Annotated in this window: 18 protein-coding genes and 1 pseudogene; 7 read left to right on the forward strand and 12 right to left on the reverse strand. The window is 53.5% G+C overall.

Annotation, left to right across the window (positions count from 1 at the left end; genetic code table 11):
* Nucleotides 1–4 precede the first annotated feature (4 nt).
* The 4 genes and pseudogenes from I6L74_RS19125 to I6L74_RS19140 all read right to left on the reverse strand — a co-directional run bounded on the left by I6L74_RS19125 (nt 5) and on the right by I6L74_RS19140 (nt 5052).
* Nucleotides 5–2266, reverse strand: a pseudogene (locus I6L74_RS19125) (NtaA/DmoA family FMN-dependent monooxygenase).
* A 16-nt stretch (nt 2267–2282) separates the two neighbouring features.
* A complete protein-coding gene (locus tag I6L74_RS19130) occupies nt 2283–3404 on the reverse strand; it encodes an amidohydrolase (protein WP_059178986.1) in 1122 nt (373 codons plus the stop codon).
* Nucleotides 3401–4402: an LLM class flavin-dependent oxidoreductase gene (locus I6L74_RS19135; RefSeq protein WP_059178987.1), complete on the reverse strand. Its 1002-nt coding sequence runs from the start codon at nt 4400–4402 to the stop codon at nt 3401–3403. The genes I6L74_RS19130 and I6L74_RS19135 overlap by 4 nt, the downstream gene beginning before the upstream one ends.
* A gap of 110 nt (nt 4403–4512) precedes the next feature.
* The gene (locus I6L74_RS19140; RefSeq protein WP_059178988.1) at nt 4513–5052 is read right to left on the reverse strand and encodes an AAA family ATPase; all 540 of its coding nucleotides are present in this window, start codon (nt 5050–5052) and stop codon (nt 4513–4515) included.
* 351 nt (nt 5053–5403) lie between these two features.
* On the opposite strand from I6L74_RS19140, the gene I6L74_RS19145 reads away from it, so the two are divergent.
* The gene (locus I6L74_RS19145) at nt 5404–6939 is read left to right on the forward strand and encodes a methyl-accepting chemotaxis protein (RefSeq protein ID WP_059178989.1); all 1536 of its coding nucleotides are present in this window, start codon (nt 5404–5406) and stop codon (nt 6937–6939) included.
* Here the strand turns inward: I6L74_RS19145 and I6L74_RS19150 are convergent.
* Nucleotides 6936–7334, reverse strand: coding sequence for a (R)-mandelonitrile lyase (locus tag I6L74_RS19150; protein ID WP_059178990.1), 399 nt, complete (start codon nt 7332–7334; stop codon nt 6936–6938). The genes I6L74_RS19145 and I6L74_RS19150 overlap by 4 nt on opposite strands.
* Before the next feature lie 109 nt (nt 7335–7443).
* Here I6L74_RS19150 and I6L74_RS19155 point away from each other — a divergent pair, with 109 nt between their 5' ends.
* On the forward strand, nt 7444–8364 hold the full coding sequence (locus tag I6L74_RS19155; RefSeq protein WP_059178991.1) for a LysR family transcriptional regulator: 921 nt from the start codon (nt 7444–7446) through the stop codon (nt 8362–8364).
* Nucleotides 8365–8658: 294 nt separating this feature from the next.
* Nucleotides 8659–10155 carry an L-asparagine permease gene (ansP, locus tag I6L74_RS19160; protein WP_059178992.1) on the forward strand — a complete coding sequence of 499 codons (1497 nt, stop codon included), beginning with the start codon at nt 8659–8661 and terminating at the stop codon, nt 10153–10155.
* A 66-nt stretch (nt 10156–10221) separates the two neighbouring features.
* Here the strand turns inward: ansP and yncE are convergent, their stop codons facing one another.
* Complete coding sequence (gene yncE, locus I6L74_RS19165; protein ID WP_059178993.1) at nt 10222–11283, reverse strand: 7-bladed beta-propeller protein YncE; 1062 nt, start codon at nt 11281–11283, stop codon at nt 10222–10224.
* Nucleotides 11284–11548: 265 nt separating this feature from the next.
* On the opposite strand from yncE, the gene pqqU reads away from it, so the two are divergent.
* On the forward strand, nt 11549–13663 hold the full coding sequence (gene pqqU / locus I6L74_RS19170) for a TonB-dependent receptor PqqU (protein ID WP_059178994.1): 2115 nt from the start codon (nt 11549–11551) through the stop codon (nt 13661–13663).
* Nucleotides 13664–13698: 35 nt separating this feature from the next.
* Here pqqU and I6L74_RS19175 read toward each other — a convergent pair whose 3' ends face one another.
* The 4 genes from I6L74_RS19175 to I6L74_RS19190 all read right to left on the reverse strand — a co-directional run bounded on the left by I6L74_RS19175 (nt 13699) and on the right by I6L74_RS19190 (nt 18037).
* On the reverse strand, nt 13699–15237 hold the full coding sequence (locus I6L74_RS19175; RefSeq protein WP_059178995.1) for a methyl-accepting chemotaxis protein: 1539 nt from the start codon (nt 15235–15237) through the stop codon (nt 13699–13701).
* A 186-nt stretch (nt 15238–15423) separates the two neighbouring features.
* Nucleotides 15424–16092, reverse strand: coding sequence for a GntR family transcriptional regulator (locus tag I6L74_RS19180; protein ID WP_059178996.1), 669 nt, complete (start codon nt 16090–16092; stop codon nt 15424–15426).
* 266 nt (nt 16093–16358) lie between these two features.
* A complete protein-coding gene (curA, locus tag I6L74_RS19185) occupies nt 16359–17396 on the reverse strand; it encodes an NADPH-dependent curcumin/dihydrocurcumin reductase (protein ID WP_059178997.1) in 1038 nt (345 codons plus the stop codon).
* 65 nt (nt 17397–17461) lie between these two features.
* The gene (locus I6L74_RS19190; protein WP_059178998.1) at nt 17462–18037 is read right to left on the reverse strand and encodes a helix-turn-helix domain-containing protein; all 576 of its coding nucleotides are present in this window, start codon (nt 18035–18037) and stop codon (nt 17462–17464) included.
* 149 nt (nt 18038–18186) lie between these two features.
* Between I6L74_RS19190 and I6L74_RS19195 the strand changes: the two genes are divergently transcribed.
* Both I6L74_RS19195 and I6L74_RS19200 read left to right on the forward strand, forming a co-directional pair.
* Nucleotides 18187–18702, forward strand: a complete 516-nt coding sequence (locus tag I6L74_RS19195; RefSeq protein ID WP_059178999.1) for a GNAT family N-acetyltransferase — start codon at nt 18187–18189, stop codon at nt 18700–18702.
* Nucleotides 18702–19151 carry a DMT family transporter gene (locus tag I6L74_RS19200; RefSeq protein WP_059179000.1) on the forward strand — a complete coding sequence of 150 codons (450 nt, stop codon included), beginning with the start codon at nt 18702–18704 and terminating at the stop codon, nt 19149–19151. Before I6L74_RS19195 ends, I6L74_RS19200 begins: the two co-directional genes overlap by 1 nt.
* A gap of 3 nt (nt 19152–19154) precedes the next feature.
* Here I6L74_RS19200 and I6L74_RS19205 read toward each other — a convergent pair whose 3' ends face one another.
* Nucleotides 19155–19388, reverse strand: coding sequence for a YdcY family protein (locus tag I6L74_RS19205; RefSeq protein ID WP_059179001.1), 234 nt, complete (start codon nt 19386–19388; stop codon nt 19155–19157).
* Between the two features lie 50 nt (nt 19389–19438).
* Nucleotides 19439–21037: an ABC transporter substrate-binding protein gene (locus tag I6L74_RS19210; protein WP_059179002.1), complete on the reverse strand. Its 1599-nt coding sequence runs from the start codon at nt 21035–21037 to the stop codon at nt 19439–19441.
* A gap of 283 nt (nt 21038–21320) precedes the next feature.
* Here I6L74_RS19210 and I6L74_RS19215 point away from each other — a divergent pair, with 283 nt between their 5' ends.
* Nucleotides 21321–22703: an SrfA family protein gene (locus I6L74_RS19215; RefSeq protein ID WP_059179003.1), complete on the forward strand. Its 1383-nt coding sequence runs from the start codon at nt 21321–21323 to the stop codon at nt 22701–22703.
* Nucleotides 22704–22706: the final 3 nt, after the last annotated feature.

Genomic DNA, 22706 nt, shown 5'->3' on the forward strand with positions numbered 1-22706 from the left:
CTCCTTAATCACCTAATCCCGCCGGGTTCACTTCTGAGCTCGGGATGCGCTCCACACCTTCGCCCCAGCGGTTCAGCACTTTGTCGTAATCACCATTTTTGATCACGCCATTGAGCGCCGTTTGCACTGGCTCAGCCAACCCGCTGCCTTTTTTCAGCGTCACCGCAATATGCGCCGCTTTTGGCCAGCCGCCGTCCACGCTGCCGACCAGCTTAGTTTTACCCGTCAGCGCAGCTTTCCACGCACCGATGACGTTCGGGCCAAAAAACGCATCGGCGCGACCGGACTGCAGCGCCAGCGTTTGGGCGGCATCATCTTTGGTATAAACCGGGGTAAAAGGCTTGAGGCCTTTTTTCTGGTTTTCGGCATCCCATGCCAGCAGGATCGCCTCCTGGTTTGTGCCGGACCCGACAATGATGCGCAGACCGGCGATGTCTTCGGCCTTTTCAAGATGCTTGATCGGGCTGGTCGATTTCACGTAAAAACCGAGCGAATCTTTGCGATACGTGGCGAAGTCGAACTTCTCTTTGCGCTCTTTGGTGACGGTAATATTGCTGATCGCGGCATCGTATTTACCGGACGCCACCCCCAGCGGCCAGTCTTCCCAGGACGTCGGGACAATATTCAGTTCCAGCCCCAGGCTGTCGGCCACCAGACGCGCGATGTCGGCTTCGCTGCCGATTAACGTTTTATTGTCATCGGCAAAAACAGTTAATGGCGGCTGACTTAATCCCGCGATGGCCACCGTAAATTTGCCCGGTACGGCAAGGTGTAAACCGGCGGGTAGCTGCGCGATGGCCTGGGGATTTTTCACCGTATTGACGGGCGTTTTATTGGCGTCGAGGCTCACGCCTGTGCCGTTAATATTCACATTTTCTGCCCAGACGGCAGGAGTAAAGGCCAGCGCGAGCGCCAGAACGAGCGATGATTTTTGCATAGCGAGTGTCTCTTATTGTTGTGTGAACTGATTTTTCGGTTGGTCTAAGCCCAGACTCTCTCGCAGCGTTGTGCCGGGATATTCTGTGCGAAACAGGCCACGCGCCTGCAATACCGGAACCACCTGGTCGACAAAGCGCGGGAATGTGTCTGGCGTTCCGCCCTGGATGATGAATCCGTCAGAGGCGTACTCTTCAAACCACTGCTGCAAACCGTCGGCCACCTCTTCCGGCGTACCGGAAAAACGCGGGCGCGGAGAAGCGGCCTCGAGCGCGACCTGTCGCAGCGTTAAGTTACGCTCCCGTGCGTTACGTTTGATTTCATCGGTAGTACTGCGGAAACTGTTTTGCCCTAAATCCCCGATATCCGGGAACGGTTCATCCAGCGGATACTGGCTAAAATCATGGTGTTCGAAATAACGCCCTAAATAATTCAACGCATCATTTATGGACACCAGCGCAGCTGTGGTTTGATATTGTTGCTCGACGTCGTCAGCATCTTTTCCGACAATAACGCTGACACCCTGGAATATATGTAATTCATCGGCACGACGTCCGTGTAATTCAAGCTGTTGTTTCACGTCGCGATAAAACGCTTTGGCTTCGTCTAACGTTTCGTGATGGGTAAATATGGCATCAGCGTGTTTCGCCGCTAATTTTTTACCGTCATCGGATGCGCCTGCCTGAAAAACAATCGGACGTCCCTGCGGCGTGCGGCCAATATTTAAGGGGCCGGCCACCTGGAAGAAATCACCGTGATGGTCGAGCGTATGTAATTTTTCAGGGTGGAAGAACTGCCCGCTGTCTTTATTACGCACAAAAGCGTCGTCTTCCCAGGAATCCCACAGGCCCTTCACCACATCAAGATACTCATCGGCAATGCGATAACGCAGGGCGTGCTCGGGATGTTTATCGCGTGAGAAGTTCTTTGCTGAGCCCTCCAGCGGCGACGTCACCACGTTCCAGCCCGCACGACCATTGCTTAAATGATCGAGGCTGGCGAACTGACGTGCGACGGTAAAGGGTTCGCTGTAGGACGTCGATAACGTACCGACTAATCCCAGACGCGACGTTACACTCGCCAGCGCAGATAATACGGTTAGCGGCTCGAAGCGATTAAGAAAATGCGGAATGGATTTTTCATTAATATAAAGTCCATCAGCCACAAATAAGAAATCAAGCTTGCCCTCTTCAGCTTTTAACGCCGTATCTTTAACGAAATTAAAATTAATACTGGCATCCGCCGTCGCAGCGGGATGACGCCAGGCAGACATATTTCCGGACGCCCCATGTAAAATGGTCCCCAGCCGCAATTGTCGTGTTGCAGACATATTCACCTCTTAATAATTAAATGTGATGTAGCGCTTTTTCTGCAAGCTGCGAGAAATAATGTGCCGCGGGTTCAATTAGCGCTTCGTCAGGATTAAATGCCGGGTGATGCAGACCAAAAGGACTTGCACTGCCGATGCTGACAAACGCCCCAGGAATATGCTGTAAATAGACGGCAAAATCTTCGCCGCCCATGTGCAGGTCCGCGTGCTGCGTTTCGTAACCGGTTTCCCGCGCAATTGAGGTGGCAAAATCTGCCCAGCGTTCGTCATTCACCAGCGCCGTTGGCCCGGCATACCAGGTGATATCAATTTGGGCATTAAAGGCGCTGGCAAACCCGGCGGCGATTTCGCCCACGCGCGCTTTAACATTCTGTTGAACTTCAGTGCGATGGGTGCGTAATGTGCCTTCCAGCTCAACGCTTTCTGGAAGAACGTTCCAGGTGTTTCCGCCCTCGATACGCGTGACGCTCAGCACCACCGAATCCAGGGTGTTGATGTTACGGCTCGCCACGCTTTGCAGCGCCGTCACCAGCTGGCTGGCGAGCACGATGGCGTCCGACCCTTCGTGCGGCCGCGCCGCATGCGCACCTTTACCGGTGACGCGGAAAACGAATCTGTCGACGTTGGCGTAGAACGGCCCGCCGCGCGTGGCAAAGGCACCAACTGGTAAACCGGGCTCGTTGTGCATCCCAAAAATGGCGCTGACATCCTGCAACGCCCCCGCGCGCACCAGACTTTTCGCGCCGCCAAAGTTCTCCTCAGCAGGCTGGAAAAGTATCCGAACCCGTCCCTGGAGATCCGCTTCGCGGGCTTTGAGCTGTAATGCGGCACCCAGAATCACGCTGGTGTGCACGTCGTGCCCGCAGGCGTGCATCACGCCGGGATTTTGCGAGCTAAATGCCACGCCGCTACGTTCCTCAATCGGGAGCGCATCGATATCCGCGCGCAGGGCAATCTGCTTATTCCCCTTGCCAATTTCCGCGACAATTCCGGTCGGCAAATCGTAGGGAAGAATTTTAATATCAGCAGCCGAGAGCCACTGGCGCAGACGGGCGGTGGTGTCAACTTCTTGTCCGGAAAGCTCCGGATGGCGATGCAGTTCACGTCGCCAGTCGATCAGCTGTTTTCCGAGGCTCATACCAACACCTCCCCGGCAAATTTTGCCTGCGCCAGCAAACGCAGGGATTGCGTGCGGGCGCTGCCATCTGCGACAGGCGTATCAATAATGAACTCATCGATTCCATAGGTCCGGTGCAGCGCGTCCAGTTGCTGCAGCACCGAATCGACTGTGCCTTTGATCAACGATTGCGCACGACGGGCAATGCGTAACGGCTCACTTCCAGCCTGGCGGGCAAAGGCATAGGCCTGCTCCTCACTGGCGACGGTGACGCGCTGTCCATTGGCCAGCTCCACGCCCCACACTTCGACTTTTTCGGCAAGGGCATCGGCCTGCGCCTGAGACGGTGCGACAATCGCCTGAACAGCCACCATCGCGTGACGAGTGCTGTTTTCACGCCAGGTTTTAAGCACATCGCGCAGAAGATTCACATCGCCATTGAGATGCGCGGCGAAGACAAAATCCCAGTCGAGCTGAGCGGCCAGGCGCGCGCTTTCGACACTTGCGCCCAGCAGGAATCGTTCTGCCGGGACGGCGGGAAGCGGTGTCGCCTGCACGGCGTCCTGTTGCGCGTCGCCAGCCGGTGAAAGCCAGTGATTCAGCTGCGTCAGTTGTTCGGCAAATGTGCCCTTTTCTTGTTGATTAAGACCCTGCTGCAACGCACGCGTTGAAAGCGGCAGTCCACCGGGAGCTTTACCAACGCCCAAATCCACGCGTCCCGGCGCAATTGAGGCCAGCACGTTGAAATTTTCGGCGACTTTATACGGGCTGTAGTGCTGAAGCATCACCCCGCCGGAACCGACGCGGATACGTTTTGTTTGCCCAAGGATCCAGGCAATCAGCAGCTCAGGGGACGGGCTGGCGAGTTGGGCGGTGTTATGGTGTTCGGCAATCCAGAAGCGGTGAAATCCGAGCGCCTCTGCCTGTTTCGCCAGACTTAACGTGCGCGCCAGCGCATCGGCAGGCGTTTCGTTCACCGCGACGGGGCTTTTATCCAGAATGCTGATTCGCCAGGACATGTTGTGTTCTCGTTTGACTTAACATGTCGTCATTATTTAGGGGCGATTTCACCTCTGAGAAACAATTAATTTACATTTGGTTTGCCAAAAATCAGAAATACAACGCCCTGCTAGAGGGATGACTTCAGTTCTGTGATGAGATTTTCGGCGTCCTGACGTGATGTTATGCGCACAAAACGGATGTGCGCGTACTTTGGATTATTCATGTCAGCGATATAACGCACGCGATTGCTGCGCCAGGTTTTGATCGTCCACAGCAGCACCGACTCGCGGCTAAAGAACGCGCGGCGGAAACTTTCACGATTACCTGTATCAGGCCACAGCTCCTGTTGTGTCATGGCGCGTTTTGCGGCGCGGCTCACAGCCTGCCATAGCGTGCGCGCAAAACCGTAATCCACCCACACAATGAGGTCAACTTCGCGCCACTTTATGGTTCGCGTGCGATTATAGTTGCCATCCAGTACCCAGCCGGACGAGGCGTTTAACGCGGTTTCCAGTTTAATCAGAAACCGATCGTCCGGTGTGCCCTGCCAGTCTGGCCGCCAATACAAGGTGTCCATTTCGATATAGGGAAGTGATAATTCAGCGGCGAGCCGCCTGGCTAACGTCGTTTTTCCGCTGCCGCTGGTACCGATAAGATTGATTTTCACAAGAATGACCGAGGGTGTTCAGAAAATGTACTGAACTATCATAGCGTTTTATGAATGTTAATGAAACGTCACGTCGATACCCCATTTTGTTGCGAGCATCCATAAACCCCTGCTTATTTGGCTTAAGTGGAGTATTTCATTTGCCATTTAAAATAGGTTATTCCGTTGTTTGCATTTTTATTACATAAGAGAACTTTAATAGATAAAAAATATTTAATTTAGGTTCTTTCTTGTTCACCCCATTCTGTGGAAGAATGCGCAGGCCGTAATAAACACAACAATAACTTTTGTCTTGCCTGAACATTTTTCGGGCGGCTTCTTTATATTCTTGACATCACCATGGAGTTTTTCATGAGAAATAACACTCCTGTTACACAAAGCGAGTATTTGCTTAACGAAGAGTCGACGCTTATGTCGACCACCAATACACAAAGTCATATTACCTACGCTAATTCTGCCTTTATTGAAGCCAGCGGTTATAAAGAAGAACATCTTATTGGTGAACCGCACAATGTGATTCGCCATCCCGATATGCCGCCTGAGGCATTTGGTGACATGTGGTTTACCTTGCAGCAGGGTCAGAGCTGGACAGGGCTTGTGAAGAACCGTCGGGGTAACGGCGACCATTATTGGGTTCGTGCCAACGTTACGCCGGTGTATCAGGACGAAACACTCACCGGATACATTTCAGTGCGAAATATCCCGCCGCGTTCAGAGATTGAAGCCAGCGAACGTCTTTACGAACGCGTACGGAATAATGAATTAAGCGGTCATCGTTTCTATAAAGGGTTGGTTGTTCGCCGGGGTTTATTTTCATTCCTTTCACTCTTTAAAAAACTGAGCACGGCAAAAAGAGTGAACGCTGGGATTGGGGTTACCGCCCTTTTGGCGTTACTTGTCATTTTTATATCCCCCGAAAGGATAATGCAAAGCGGCGGACTTATTGCACTCTTTATATTGCTTGGGGTTTATCTTAATACCCAGATCAGTCGTCCTGTCAAAACGATAGTTCGGCAAATGCAACATGTCGTTTCCGGGCGTAAAGCTGATTATTACCATTTTGATCGCGTCGATGAAATTGGCATGATGATGCGTCTGGTGAATCAATCAGGTTTAAATTTACGCTCACTTGTCGATGACGTCGGTACACAAATCGCCGGGATAAGTACGATCAGTCAGCAGGTCGCAAAAGAAGGTGCATCTTTACAGGCGCGTTCAGAAGAGACGGCGGATGACCTGCAACAGACGGCAGCCGCCGTCGAAGAGATTGCCAGCGCCGTTGAGCAAACTGCCCAAACCGCAGGTGAAGCCATTTTAATGGCGGATCGCACCAGCGCCAGCGCGCACAGCGGCGAAACGGCCATGAAGCAAACCATCGGCATGATGCAGTCGGTGTCAAAAGACAACAGCCAGATTGTCGACATCATCGGGGTGATTGATCGTATCGCCTTCCAGACCAATATCCTGGCCCTCAATGCGGCCGTGGAAGCCGCGCGCGCTGGGGAAGCCGGGCGCGGCTTTGCCGTCGTCGCCGCCGAAGTGCGTAATCTGGCGCAGCATTCCGCCTCCGCGGCCAAAGAGATCAAGACGCTCATCGAGAAAAACGTCGCCAGCGTGAACGCGGGTGTAAGCATGGTGGAACAAACTGAAACGCATCTCACGGCGATGATTGGCAACGTGCTGCAAGTGACGTCGCTGATTAAAGAGATCGGGCACGCTACGCAGGAACAGACGCTGGCGTTGACGCTGATTAACGAGTCGATTTCCCGTATTGGCACGATGACCCATAACAATACGGGCATGGTGGATAATGTGACAAACGCAGCGAATCACCTGACGCAGCGCACCACGCGTCTGCAGCAGGCGATTGCGGTCTTCGGCGGTTAACGCCCCTGATACTGCTCGTCAGTCACTTTTTCCAGCCAGTCCACCGGGCTGCCGTTGACGGATTCGGCGATGGCAATGTGCGTCATCGCGGTCTGTGAACTGGCGCCGTGCCAGTGTTTCACTCCAGGCGGTATCCACGCGATATCGCCCTGATTCAGCGCCTGCGCCTCTTCTCCCCATTCCTGTAACCAGCCGCGCCCTTGCGTCACGATCAGCGTTTGCCCCAGCGGATGGGTGTGCCACGCCGTGCGCGCGCCTGGCTCAAACGTCACCGTCGCTCCGCCAACAGCCGCAGGCTCCGTGGCCTGAAAAGGCGCGTCGATACGCACCGTTCCGCTAAACCAGGCCTCGGGCCCGCGAACTGACGGTAATGATCCGCTACGTATAATTTTCATGCTGCCTCCTGTCTGGATAGTGCATTAACAGTAGCGCAAAGACAGGGGCAGGATTAGAGAGCATAATCAGAAAGGGACCATGAATTGAATTCATAAATGGAGTGGTAACATGCTTAAAGACAATTTCAACGATTTGCTGTCGTTTATGGTGGTCGCCCGGGAGCGCAGTTTCACCCGGGCTGCCGCACAGCTTGGCGTTTCGCAGTCTGCGCTCAGCCACGCTATGCGTAATCTTGAAGCCCGTCTGGACGTGCGGTTGCTTACGCGCACCACCCGCAGCGTCGTGCCTACCGAGGCGGGCGAGCAGCTCCTTATGCGCTTAACGCCGCACTTACTGGAAATCGAACAGGAACTGACGGCGCTGCGAGACAGACGTGACCGCCCCGCCGGAAATATTCGTCTCAGCGCTGGCGAACACGCGATGTCTGCCGTTCTGTGGCCCGTGCTGAAACCTTTTATGACGCATTATCCCGACATCAATATCGAAGTGACGGTGGATAACGGCCTGACGGATATCGTCGACGGCCGTTTTGATGCTGGCGTGCGTTTAGGGGAGCAGATCGCCAAAGATATGGTTGCGGTACGTATCGCCCCGGATATGCAGATGGCTGTCGTCGGGTCTGCAGCCTATTTCGCCAAAAACGGCGTGCCGGAAACACCCGAGCAGCTCGAACACCATCGCTGCATCAATATGCGTTTGCCGACCCTGGGCGGATTGTACGCATGGGAATTTAGACACGACGGGCGAGAGATTCGCGTGCGCGTGGACGGTCAGTTGACGTTAAACAGTCTGCCGCAACGCCTGGATGCTGCCGTGGCGGGGCTAGGTCTGGCATACGTCCCGGAAGAGAGCGCCGCCGCTCAATTGGCCGATGGACGACTGACGCGTGTGCTCGAATCATGGTGTCCGTCATTTGAGGGTTATCATCTCTACTATCCCAGCCGTCGCCAGCACACAACCGCGTTTACTTTGCTGGTTGAAGCCCTGCGTAACCAAAATGGTCAGTGGTCAACTATTAAGCACAACTGATGAATGAATTTCCCCTCAGGCGGATGCTTCGTCTAAAAAATACTCACAATTCAGTACGTTGTTTACCTCTTCTGCTCTGACCACACGATTTCCTTCGACTTGCATCACTTTCAGCCTGGTAATATTTTGCCTCGCTTATTGATTGCGGGTAGGATGCTTCGCCATGTTTTGCCTTATCCATACGCAGAATGACTGGAAAGGCGGCATGTGCCCGTGCAGAAGCAATCGTTTGGTTCGCTCACTGCCGGGTACGGACATCCCTAAGATGATTCAGACAGGTAAACAGGTAACTCAATGAAAACAAGCAATAAAAACGCAGCCGATCATCACGCTGCGAAACGTCGCTGGTTGAACTCTCACGAAGAGGGATATCACAAAGCCATGGGCAACCGTCAGGTACAGATGATTGCCATCGGCGGTGCTATCGGTACAGGGTTGTTTTTAGGTGCAGGCGCGCGTCTGCAGATGGCGGGGCCTGCTCTTGCACTGGTCTATCTGGTGTGCGGGATTTTCTCTTTCTTCATTCTGCGAGCGCTTGGCGAGCTGGTATTGCACCGCCCTTCCAGCGGCAGTTTTGTCTCCTATGCGCGTGAGTTTTTGGGCGAAAAAGCCGCTTACGTCGCGGGCTGGATGTATTTCGTCAACTGGGCGATGACCGGGATTGTCGATATCACGGCGGTTGCCCTTTATATGCACTACTGGGGCGCGTTTGGTGACGTGCCGCAATGGGTCTTTGCCCTTGGCGCGCTGGCGATTGTCGGCACCATGAACATGATCGGTGTGAAGTGGTTCGCCGAAATGGAGTTCTGGTTTGCACTGGTAAAAGTGCTGGCGATTGTCATTTTCCTGGTGGTCGGTACCGTGTTTCTTGGCAGCGGCAAGCCGCTCGACGGCAATGCGACGGGCTTCCATTTGATCACCGATAACGGCGGATTCTTCCCCCATGGCCTGCTGCCGGCGCTGGTGCTGGTTCAGGGCGTGGTCTTTGCCTTTGCATCCATCGAACTGGTCGGTACCGCTGCGGGAGAATGTAAAGATCCGCAGACCATGGTGCCAAAAGCGATCAACAGCGTGATCTGGCGTATCGGCCTGTTCTACGTTGGCTCCGTGGTGTTGCTGGTTCTGCTGCTGCCGTGGAATGCCTATCAGGCGGGACAAAGCCCGTTCGTGACGTTCTTCTCCAAACTTGGCGTGCCCTACGTCGGCAGCATTATGAACATTGTTGTGCTGACCGCCGCGCTGTCGAGCCTGAACTCGGGTCTCTATTCCACAGGGCGTATTTTGCGCTCCATGTCGATGGGGGGCTCCGCGCCTAAATTCATGTCCAAAATGAGCAAGCAGCAGGTGCCTTACGCGGGCATTCTGGCGACGCTGGTCGTTTACGTTTTCGGCGTGTTCCTGAACTATCTGGTTCCCTCTCAGGTGTTTGAGATCGTCCTGAACGTGGCGGCCATCGGCATTATCGCCTCCTGGGCCTTTATCGTGGTGTGCCAGATGCGTCTGCGCAAAGCCATTAAAGAAGGCAAAGCGGCTGACGTGGCCTTCAGGATGCCGGGTGCGCCAGTCACGTCCTGGCTGACGCTGCTGTTCCTGTTCAGTGTTCTGGTGCTGATGGCCTTTGACTATCCCAACGGCACCTACACCATTGCGACTATTCCGCTGCTGGCGGTTCTGCTGATCATTGGCTGGTTTGGCGTGCGTAAGCGCGTGAATGAGATCCACAGTACTGCGCCCGTCATGGCCGAAGATGACCAACACGACGGCCCACTGGTTGAAGAGACGTCGCGTTAAGCGTTAGACGACCAATAAAAAAGGGAAGGCATCTGCCTTCCCTTTTCTTTTACCGTTACAACGCGATTACAGCACGATGCGAATCACATCGTCAGGCTGAGTGGCTTCTTGCTGACGTGTCGATTTCTGCTTCACCGTCACGTACAGCGTTTTGCCATCCGATGACAGCGCCAGGCTGTTCGGGAATACGGGCGTATCAATCGTTTTGATGACTTTATAGGTTTTGGTGTCGATGATGCTCACTTTACCCGCTTCACGGTGCGTCACGTACGCTTCGTTACGCGTCGGGTTAAACAGCACGGCCAGCGATTCTGGCGCTGCGATTTTCTCCAGCACGCTGCCATCCTTCAGGTTAACCACCAGCACTTCCGGCTGTTTGGAATCCGTCAGGAACGCACGTTGCCCCGCCGTGTCCAGGCTCAGGTTCAGGTAGAAATGCTCTTTCCCATCGTCCTGTACTTTTTTACGGCTCAACACCTTGTGAGTGGCGGTGTCGATCGTTACCAGTTCGCCGTCGGCGTTGGTGGTATACAAACGTTTTGCCTGCGGATCCAGCGCCAGACCGGTACTGTACGTTCCGGTATTGGTGATGGTGTCTTTGAGTTTCAGCGTTTCACCATCAACCACCCAAATCACGCTCTCTTTGCCGATTCCGGTGATATACACGGTATTGGTCGTGTCATCCGCCACCAGCTCGCGTGGCTGGAGAGGTTTAACGGTTTCGGTACGCTGACGATCGTCCAGCACCAGACGGCCTTTCAGTTCACCCGTTTTTGCATCAATCGCCGTGACGGCGCTGTTGGTGGTATTGCCAAACCACAGAGTTTGGGTTTTGCTGTTGATGGTCGCACCAAAAGGCTTCAGATCGTTATGGATCGCCTGCGTCACTTCAAGCGTGACGGGATCGAGACGATACACCACGCCACCTTTGTCCATTTTGCGGCTCTGCGTGGTGGCCACCCACAGGGCATTTTCCTGCTGGCTCACGGCCATTTCGTATGCGCCCTTACCCACCGCTTTGCGCAGCATCTCCTCTGCAGCATGCACATTGAACGAACCCGCGATCAGTAAAGAACCTAACAGCAGTGAACCACGCAGACGCGGCGAGCACAGATGACGTAATGACATGACGACTCCCTTTGATAAAAAATGTGTAATGCCGACAGTGCTTCCTTGAGACGAAGTCATCGCTTCGTCATGTTTATTGTTGAGAATAGTAATCATTATTCCCTTGAATGTGGAGTAATTGTTTCCTGTTTCGCACGCCGCTCTCTTTTTATCTACACTCCCATTAACGCAATGTGCTGTTAAAGTTTTCATAATGTTTACAAAAGATTTACCATACGCGCATGTGTTCCATTTGGTTCGTCACTCTCTTAACTGGCTTTTATCCATGAAAATCATTTCCGCCCGGCAGGCAACGCTCTCCCTTTTGTGGGCTCCGATCGTCCTGGCCCCCGCAGTCGCGCTCGCCGCACAAGAACAAACGATGATCGTTAGCGCCACTCCGCAGACCGTTTCTGAGCTGGATACCCCGGCCGCCATTAGCGTGGTCAACGGGGACGACATGCGCCAGGCCGCACCGCGCATTAATCTTTCGGAATCTCTCGGTAGCGTGCCCGGCTTACAAATTCAAAATCGTCAAAATTACGCCCAGGATTTACAGCTTTCAATGCGTGGGTTTGGCGCGCGCTCGACCTTTGGCGTGCGCGGCATCCGCATGTATGTCGACGGCATTCCGGCCACTATGCCTGACGGCCAGGGGCAGACGTCTAATATCGATCTTTCCAGCATTGAGAGCGTCGAAGTCTTGCGCGGTCCGTTTTCGGCGCTGTACGGAAACGCCTCGGGCGGCGTGATTAATATCGCCACTCAGACGGGTCAGCAACCGCCTACAGTCGAAGCCAGCAGCTATTACGGCAGCTACGGCACCTGGCGTTATGGGATGAAAGCAACGGGCGCAATGGGTGACGGCACCCACGCCGGCGACGTGGATTACACGGTGTCGACAACGCGTTTCACCACCCAGGGCTATCGCGACCACAGCGGCGCGCGCAAAAATCTCGCCAACGCAAAACTCGGCGTACGCATTGATGACGCCAGCAAGCTGACGCTGATCTTCAACAGCGTGGACATGAAAGCCAACGATCCGGGCGGTCTGGATTATCAGGAGTGGCGCGACAATCCGCGTCAGTCGCCGCGCGGAGATCAGTACAATACGCGCAAAACCATCAAACAGACGCAGGCGGGTTTGCGCTATGACCGCCAGTTAAGCGAGCAGGACGATCTCAGCGTGATGGCCTATGCGGGCGAACGCGAGATGACGCAGTACCAGTCGATTCCCTATCAGCCGCAGCTGCGCCCTACCCACTCCGGCGGCGTAATCGACATGCAGCGTCACTATCAGGGTATCGATACTCGCTGGACGCATCGCGGTGAACTAGGCGTTCCTGTAACAGTCACCACCGGTCTTAATTACGAAAACATGAGCGAAGATCGTCGCGGATACGAAAACTTTGTCATGAACAATGGCGTACCGGATTACGGCGTGAAGGGCGACAAACGCCGTGACGAACGTAATCTGATGTGGAACGTGGATCCGTATCTGCAAACGAGCTGGCAGTTGACGCAGAAACTGTCCCTCGATGCGGGCGTACGCTACAGCTCGGTGTGGTTCGATTCCAACGATCGCTACGTGCAGGGCGCAAACGGTGATGACAGCGGTGAAGCGAGTTATCACAAATGGTTGCCAGCGGGATCGCTGAAATACTCGGTGACCGACGCGTGGAATCTTTACGCTGCGGCAGGACGCGGGTTTGAAACGCCCACGATCAATGAACTTTCATATCGTTCCGGTAACCAGAGCGGCCTGAATTTTGGTCTTAAACCGTCAACCAATAATACCTTCGAAGTGGGCAGCAAAACGCGTGTGGGGAACGGTCTGCTGACGGCAGCCTTATTCCGTACTGATACCGACGATGAAATCGTGGTTGATGCCAGTTCTGGCGGGCGCACCAGCTATAAGAACGCCGGAAAAACGCGACGTCAGGGTGTGGAAGTGTCTCTCGATCAGCAGTTTGCCGAGAACTGGAAGCTGAAAATGGCGTGGACCTGGCTGGATGCCACCTATCGCACCAACGTCTGCTCTGACGCAGATTGCAACGGTAACCGCATGCCGGGGATCGCGCGCAATATGGGCTATGCATCATTTGGCTGGCAACCGGAAGAAGGCTGGTACGCGGGTTCCGACATCCGTTATATGAGTGACATTATGGCGGATGACGAAAACAGCGCCAAAGCTCCCTCTTATACTCTTGTGGGCCTGAACACCGGGTATAAATTCAATTACGGCAACTGGGGAATGGACCTCTTTGGACGGGTCGATAATCTGTTCGATAAAGAATATGTCGGATCGGTCATCGTCAATGAGTCTAATGGGCGCTACTACGAACCGGCTCCGGGACGAAACTACGGCGTAGGGTTGTCTGTTTCATACCGCTTCGAGTGATAAAACCCCGGCAACACAGCGTTGCCGGGTAGAGATTAAGCGGCTCTGGCGTTCTGTTCTAAACGGAACGCTGCCACCAGTGATTCCAGCAAACGCGCCTGATCTTCCAGCGCGCCCGCGGCTGAAGATGATGCCCCCACCAACGAGGCGTTCTGTTGCGTCGTGCTATCCAGTTCCATTACGGCCCGGGATATCTGCTCAATGCCTCGGCTCTGCTCCTCAGACGCCGACGAAATTTCGCCCATAATATCGTTCACGCGCGTGACAGAATGCACCACCTGTTCCATGGTTTGCCCGGCTTTTGTTACCAGATCGCTGCCCGTCGTAATACGCGATACAGACTCGCTAATGAGCAATTCGATATCTTTCGCGGCCTGCGAACTGCGTTGGGAAAGACTGCGAACTTCACTCGCCACAACGGCAAATCCACGGCCCTGTTCCCCGGCTCGCGCGGCTTCGACGGCGGCGTTCAGCGCCAGAATATTGGTCTGGAAGGCAATGCTGTTAATCACGGCAGTAATGTCGGCGATTTTCTTCGAGCTGGTGTTGATATCACTCATGGTGCTGACGACATCGCGCATCACGCGTCCACCCTGGGTGGCCGTTTGCGACGCTTCCGCCGCCAGTTTGCTGGCGTGGCGCGCATTATCAGCATTGTTTTTCACCGTTGCCGTTAACTCTTCCATACTGGCAGCCGTTTCCACGACGGCGGCGGCCTGTTGCTCAGTGCGTGACGAAAGATCGGTATTTCCCTCGGCAATTTCACTGGCGGCCAGCGATACTTGCGCGACGCTGGTGCGTACTTCGCCAATCATTGCGCGGAGCGTGTCGTTCATGCGCCCCATCGCACCCGTCAATTTGCCGAGCTCATCATCACCCTGAGCACGAATAACCGAACTCAGATCGCCGCTGGCAATCAGTTCCGCCAGCTGCAAATTGTGTCTCACTGGATGAGTAATCTGACGCGTCACCCACCATGAAACCAGGATGCCAAAAAGCACGGCAACGACACCGACAATGGCAGTAATCGTGCTTGAACTGTTGGCGAGCGAATCGTTATGGATTTTGACCAGCGCGATAATTTCGCGAATAGACGCGCTGCTGTCATCACCTGCCGTTTTAACTTTATCTTCAGCAACTTTTAGCGCTTGCTGCGCTGTGGGATCGTCTTTATTCGCTTTAAGACCGGCCATTGCGGTTTGCATTTCGGCAACGCTGCTTTCAAAACGTGCCAGATTGTCGGCGATAGCGTTAATAATGACCCCTTCCTGAGGCGTCCATTTTAGTTTCTTCGCTTCTGCTGTTATTTCCGCCGCATGTTGGACATAGTTCGCCAGTAATTGACCCGATTTTTCGTCTCCGTTATACAGAAATTTGAGACGATTAATCTTGGCCTGAAAAACTTCGATATTAATGTTATAAATAAGATTGGTTTGTTGATAGACATCGCGAATTTCTTTAAAGCGTAATACGCTCATGATGGTAGATACCGCCACCAGCAGCAATACCAGACCAAAACCCGCCGCGAGCTTTCTGCTCATTTTTATATTACGTAATCGTTGGCTGAAACTCATCTTCCTGCTCCTCAAAAGGCAAATGTGCCTGATCCTTTATCGGCAGGATTTTCGGTTAATGCATAGTCATCTGGTCTTATCTGTCACAGAAATGAAATAGCGTTCCCGGTAAACATTCGTCACCGGGCAAATAATGAAGAGGGGAGATAATTTATATATAAAACTAAAACTGCATTAAATGATTCCCTAACTAAAATATTGTTGTAATAAGAGCGCTGTTGACTCATCAATCAGTTTATCTATCGCTTTTTGACTGGCCACAACATCCCCGCGTTCGAGATGGTCCAGCAGCTGATCGTAACGATAAGGGTATTTCGCAATGTCGTGTTCATCTTCATGAAGATAGTTAAAGCATGGCCCAATACGCACCCAAAGTTGCTCAATCATCGACGTCAATGTCGGCATATGGGCAAACTCGTATAGCCTGAAGCGAAATACGCGATTAGCATGCAACGCACGCTGCGCGTTGCCGTTACGCATCGCTTCATGGAATCGCTCCGCCAGATCGCGTAACTCTTGTACCTGGCTGGCAGACATATTCTCACACGCTGCCGTCACCGCCATGGTTTCAAGCTGTTTACGAATGGCGTTGATTTCGTTATAGCGTTCGAGGGTGATTTCTGGCACCAAAAACGCCTGCGCGGGGGTCGCGTGTAACGCGCCTGCAGAGACCAGTCGCAACAGCGCCTCACGCACCGGAGTGATACTGGTTCCTAATTTATCAGCAATTTCTTTAGTAATGAGTCTCGCACCGGGTTTAAGTGCGCCAGCTATCAGCGCTCCCTTAAGACTGACCTCCACTTGCATAGTGAGGCTCAGACGTTGTGCTTTTTCAAGGTTTTCCAAATCAAGCATGTATTTTTCCTTTTGCTTAAAATAAGCGCTATTCACCGCCCCGTTTGCCCCTAACGGTGCTTGCCAGATATATCCTGTATTTTCATGCCTGGTGTTGGGAATATCGCAAAAAAAGCAAGAACTAATTATGATGTTAATTCACATGGCTCAGCTCACTCTATCGAGAGAGTGGATGGCTATGCTTGTATTATTAAAGACATTATAGACAAAAATTAAGAATATATTATGGCGGATATTTCCGCCATATAAGCGTCAAACAAAAATCGTTAATTATCGTTGGCGACGCGTATGACCACTTTGCCGAAGTTTTTGCCCTCGAGCAGCCCGATAAATGCCTCAGGTGCATTTTCCAGCCCTTCTGTCACCTGCTCGCGGTAGTGAATTTTGCCTTCCTGAATCCAGCGCCCCATCTCGGTCTGGAATTCATCAATGCGATCACCGTAGTCCTGAGCGATGATAAACCCTTGCACCCGGAGGCGTTTTTTCAGAATTGTCCCCATCAGCAACGGTAAACGATCCGGTCCAGCGGGCAGTTCTGTGGCGTTATAACCGCTGACAAGACCACACACGGGCACGCGCGCGGAGGTGTTCAGCAACGGCAGAACCGCATCAAAGACTTTGCCGCCGACGTTTTCGTAATAGACGTCAATACCGTCAGGACAGGCTTGCGCCAGCTGTTGCGCAAAATCATCCGCGTGATGGTCGAGACAGCGATCGAATCCAAGCACCTCAACGGCATGACGGCATTTCTCCGCACCGCCTGCAACGCCGACCACGTGACAGCCTTTAATTTTGCCGATTTGCCCAACGGTTGCGCCGACCGGCCCGGTTGCTGCGGCGACCACCAGCGTCTCGCCAGATTTAGGCTGACCGATATCCAGCAGCCCCATATAGGCTGTAAAGCCCGGCATACCCAGAATCCCAAGCGCCCACGAGGGATGCGCCAGATTCTCGCCAAGCTTAACAAGCCCTTTGCCGTCGGACAGATCAAACTCCTGCCAGCCGCTATAACTCAGCACCCATTCACCTTCTTTATAATCGGGGTGCCTGGACTGTTCCACGCGGCTGACCGTACCGCCCACCATCACCGCGCCGATATCCACTGGTGGAGAATAAGACGGCGCGTCGCTCATACGACCACGCATGTAGGGATCAAGTGACAGCCAGATGGTGCGCAGCAACAGTTGCCCTTCAGCAGGCGCAGGGACTGGATGTTCGTCTAAGCGAAAATTGTCAGCAACCGGTGCACCGTGCGGGCGTGACGCTAACACAAGGCGACGGTTTGTTTTTGCAGATTGACTCATGGTTCGCTCCTTCTTATACAAATGACCTTTAAGACTAGACCCTGTTTGCGGCGACTGCCTTAACATTACGAGCCAGATTGATTCAGCCGAACCACCAGATACACGCACGGCTGCTGGCTTTCGTTAATGAACCGGCAGTCGTTGGGCGGGCCCAGTTCCAGACAATCCCCCGCCTGCATTTCATGGCGGGTATCCCCCTCCTGAAACACCAGTTCGCCCGATTGCAGCCAGATCAACTGCCGCGCCAGCGCATACGAAGATGCTGGCATCGGCACATCGCTGCCCGCCGGGAGCTCAACCTGGACCAGATCGATAGGCAAATCGGTACGCGGAGAAACATGACGTCGCAGGTAATGGCTTTGCGGATCGCGCCAGACCGGTTGATTCGCGAAGCGTAACAGTTTGCCCTCTTGCATTTCAGCGCGGGCAATTAACGTCGACATGCTGATCCCGAATGCGCCGGAAAGACGGGCCAGAAGCGTGGCCGTCGGGCTGCTATCACTGCGTTCAATCTTGTGGATCATGGCACGCGAGACGCCCGCTCGCTCGGCGAGTTCGCTAAGTGACCAGCCACGCGATTCGCGTTCAAGGCGAATGCGCGCGCTGATCCGTTGATTCATATCGTCTGGCATAGTATTCATGACGTCATACTATAGTGTATGAAATCGATTTCAACGCCCCCTTTCATAACAAAAAAATATGGCTTATGCCGTCGTGTTTCACGGCGCGGTTTGTATAATATTGTGATAAAACTGTACCACTATAGTGAACACTCTATTCCGAGGTCCTCATGATCATCCGCCACGCCAATAAAGAAGACTGCGCCGCAATCGGCGAAATTTATAACCATGCCGTTGTGCACACTGCCGCAATCTGGAATGACACTACCGTTGATACCGAGAACCGCATTGCGTGGTTTGAAGCGCGGACGCTGATGGGCTATCCGGTACTGGTGAGCGAAGAAAAGGGTGTCATCACGGGCTATGCCTCATTTGGCGACTGGCGGGCATTTGACGGATTCCGACATACGGTTGAACATTCGGTTTACGTTCACCCCGAGTATCAGGGCAAAGGGATTGGTCGTGAGCTGATGAAAGCGCTGATCGGTGAAGCGCGCAACATCGGTAAACACGTTATGGTGGCGGGAATTGAGGCACAAAATCACGGCTCGATTCACCTTCACAAGACGCTCGGATTTGTGATTACCGGACAAATGCCGCAGGTCGGGACCAAATTTGGCCGCTGGCTGGATCTTACCTTTATGCAGCTCCAGCTTGATGAGCGCAACGACCCGGACGCTATCTGATGAATCAATCCCTGACGCTGGTCTTTCTGGTCGCTGCCGGGATCGGTCTGGTGGTGCAAAATACGTTGATGGTGCGCATCACCCAGTCATCCTCCACCATTTTGATCGCGATGCTGCTGAACTCGCTGGTCGGCATTGTGCTGTTCGTGAGTATTTTATTACTTAAAAATGGCGTGGCGGGATTCAGCGAACTGGCGTCGACGATTCGCTGGTGGACGTTAATTCCCGGTTTGTTGGGATCGTTTTTTGTCTTTGCCAGTATCAGCGGCTACCAGTACGTTGGAGCAGCCACGACGATTGCGGTGCTGGTCGCCAGTCAGTTGATTGGCGGGCTGGTGATGGACGTATTGAAAAGCCAGGGGATCCCCCTGCGTGCGCTGATTGGCCCGATTTGCGGTGCGGTATTGCTGGTGATTGGCGCCTGGCTGGTTGCCCGACGCCAGTTTTAAACCTTACAGGATCGTGCCACCTTTGGTGAGCTGTTCCTGCCGCGCTTCGGCATCTTCTTTGTAATGCTTGCCGTGATGAGCAATGGCGTTACGCAGGCGCTGCTGCTGCGCGTAACGATCTTCGCGGCTCAGTTCCGCGTCCTCGCTCAATTCGACCAACAGTTCATTCATATGCGTAATAACACTTTCTTCCACAGCGGCATCCACACGCGCCGTCACTGCATCCAGATGTGACATTGTCACTCCTTTTGTCTCTTTCCTCTCCCTCGCGGGAGAGGATTTTTACATTAATTCAGCTTCGCTTTCGAGAAATCACTGCCCATCAGGCTGACGCTATAACCCGTCACGTTGCTGCGGGTGGCGAAGAACGTTTTGCCGTTCGCCAGCGCAATCCACGGCGCTTGCTGATAGAAAATCTCCTGCGCCTGGCCGTAGAGCTTGGCGCGTGCGGCTGGATCGCTGGTCAGCTTCGCTTTTTGCACGAGGTCATTGTATCCCTTATCGCACCAGCGTGCGGCATTAGAACCGGTTTTGATGCTGTTACAGCCCAGCAGCACATCCGCAAAATTATCCGGATCGCCGTTATCAGACATCCAGCCAAACAGCGCAGAATCATGCTCGCCTTTACGCATACCGGACAAATATTCGCCCCATTCATAGGAAACAATTTTCGCTTTCACGCCCACTTTTGCCCAGTCGTTTTGGATCATCTCCGCGATACGGCGCGAGTTTGGGTTATAGGGACGCTGAACCGGCATTGACCACAGCGTCACTTCCGCGCCCTGCTCCAGCCCGGCCTGCTTCAGCAGCGCTTTCGCTTTCTCTGGATCGTAGCTGTAGTCCTTCAACTCTTTGTCATAGCCCATCATATTTGGCGGAATCGGCGACTTCGCCACCGTACCGGAGCCCATAAAGACAGCATTAACGATCGCTTTTTTGTCCGTGGCATAGTTCAGCGCCTGCCGCACCAGCACGTTGTCGAACGGTTTTTTCTCGGTGTTAAACGCCAGATAGCCGACGTTCAGCGCATCGACAGAGTGCAGCGCCAGATCTTTATTCTTCTTGATCACATCAAATTGCACCGGTGACGGCGCAGGAATGATCTGGCACTCGTTGGTTTGCAACTTCGCCAGACGCGTTTCGACATTTGGCGTGATGGAGAAAATCAGGTGCTTAGTCGGCACGTCGCCATCCCAGTAATTGGGGTTCGCGATATAGCGGATCAGTGAATCGACTTTGTACTGTTGCAGCACATATGGACCGGTCCCGACAGGCCAGGTATCCACGTTGTCCGGCGTGCCTTTTTTCAGCATTACATCCGCATACTCGGCAGACAGAATCGAGGCAAAGTCCATTCCCCAGTCCGCCAGGAACGCCGCATTCGGTTCGGTTAAGACAAACTGAACGTGATAATCATCGACCTTTTTCACTTCCTGAATCAGTTTGTCCAGGCCGACGTCGTTAAAGTATTCGTAGTTGCCCTTCGACACATTATGATACGGATGCTTAGGGTCTTTCTGACGCATCACCGAGAAAATAACGTCATCGGCGTTAAAATCACGCGTTGGTTTGAAGAATTTATTGCTATTGAATTTCACCCCTTTGCGCAAAGCAAAAGTATAGGTTTTACCGTCAGGTGAAATTGTCCAGGATTCAGCCAGAGAAGGAACTGGCGTATTTTTCACCGGGTCAAAGTTAATCAAGCGGTTATAAAGCACCTGCGAGCTGGCGACGAATGACGGGCCTGAACTGGCAATTTGCGGGTTAAACGACTCCGGTGAGGCTTCAGAGCAATAAATAAGGGTGTCGCTTTTCGCCGCCCACGCGGCACTTGCCGGTAACAATGTGCTCAGCGCTAATGCGAGCAGTGTTTTCCCTGTAGACATGGTTATAAGCCTTTTCAATTTTATTATATAGAGGGTTAATAACAGCACAGGGAAGTAACAGTGGCAAATAACGAAACACTATCAGGTTATTCTAAAGCAGATAATTTCGCTGATTTTGTCACCAGCCCCCGCGGATTGATTTGCCTTAAGTGCCATTGTTCGTCAAGCACTACCGTCATTTTCTATGCGCGAAGAAATCGCCCCTTTTGGCGTCTCTTCGCCCGTTTGCTTGCCATCCAGTTTCGTTAAAGTAGAGGCGTGAAAAAGTCTACAGGACCAAATCGTGGCAAAAACACTTTTACGCAGCGGCAATCTGGATGATTTTCAGGCCGTTGGCGGCGGCGGTCAGGCCGTATTTGAATCAGCATTGCAAATCCGCGAGGCGCTTCGCCTGCGCAAACAACAGGCAATAGTCGATTGCCTGGCCATTCCGCAAGTTAACGACGGCGGCGATCGCGTTGACTGGTACTCTCCCGTGGATGGCGCTGTCACCGGCTGGAACGCCGCCGACGAAGACGCCCGTTTCCGCGCCCTGCGCTATCTGGAAAATACGATCTCCAGCGTCGAGTCGCTGAGTAAAAAGAGCCTTCAGTCGCCTAAAACGGCGCAGCAGCTCTTTGGCTCTTTGCTTTCCAAAGCGTTCCAGTTCCCCGGCGAAAATTTCATTTACCTGATCGAGGGCAAGCCGGTTATCGCCTTTTGGGGATTTGTAAACCTTAATGAGAACGCGCGCGAGGATGTTCTGGATTGCCTGCGCGAATCGCTCGCGCCTGAGCCGATGCCTTCTCCGGTCGAAGAAGAGCCAGAGCCGGAACAGCTTCCGGTAGTGACCTTTGAAGAGGCCGATGCGCCGCTGATTGCCCCAACGCCTGCGACAGCCGTTGTGCCTGCACCAGTGACCACGGCGGTACTTCGTGTTACCGAAGACGATTTGTACGTTGCGCAGCCTGCCAAATTAGCCCCAAATGAACCGACTGCGCCCGCTCAGCCTGAACCGGCAGCCGTAACCAAAAAGCGCCGCGTTCCACTCTGGACATTGCCTGTTGCAGCGGTGATTGTTGCCGCCGTCGCGGCACCACTGCTGTGGCCGAAAGCGGCACCGTCAGCAGAACCTGCCCCAACACCTGCGCCTGCGCCCGTAGCGATCGCGCCAAAACCGGTGCAGCCAGTGGCCGACATCGCCATGAACCTGCCGCTCCACCAGGCCGAAATTTTACCCGTTGCCGCGCCTGTCGTGACGCCAGCGCCAGCAGAAGAAGCAGTCATCATCTCAGCCATTCCTAAAGATGCGCTGGTGATGGACGCCATGCAGGTGAAAACCGGTTCGACCAAATTCCTGAACGGGACCTGGCGCGCACTGCTTGACGTGAAGGACCCGATTACCGGCAAACCACCGTCAATGCGCTATCAGGTTCAGAACAATAAAGGTACGGCGCGTGTGGTTCACGGCGATAATGTTGTTTGCCGAACGGATATTTTCTCGGGTCTGCACAGCAACGGTGAGCTGATGATAAAAAGTCGCGGCAACGCCCGTTGCTCGGATGGTTCACGCTACCCGATGCCAGAGATTGCCTGTAAAGCAGGGACTAACGATGTGGCAGAGTGTACTGCCCGTTATGATGCCAAAACCGTCGTTCCGCTGACGTTCAAGAAAGCAGGTGCCTGATTC

Source organism: Lelliottia amnigena, from assembly GCF_019047465.1.
In the GTDB taxonomy this organism is placed as follows: Bacteria; Pseudomonadota; Gammaproteobacteria; order Enterobacterales; family Enterobacteriaceae; genus Enterobacter; species Enterobacter amnigenus.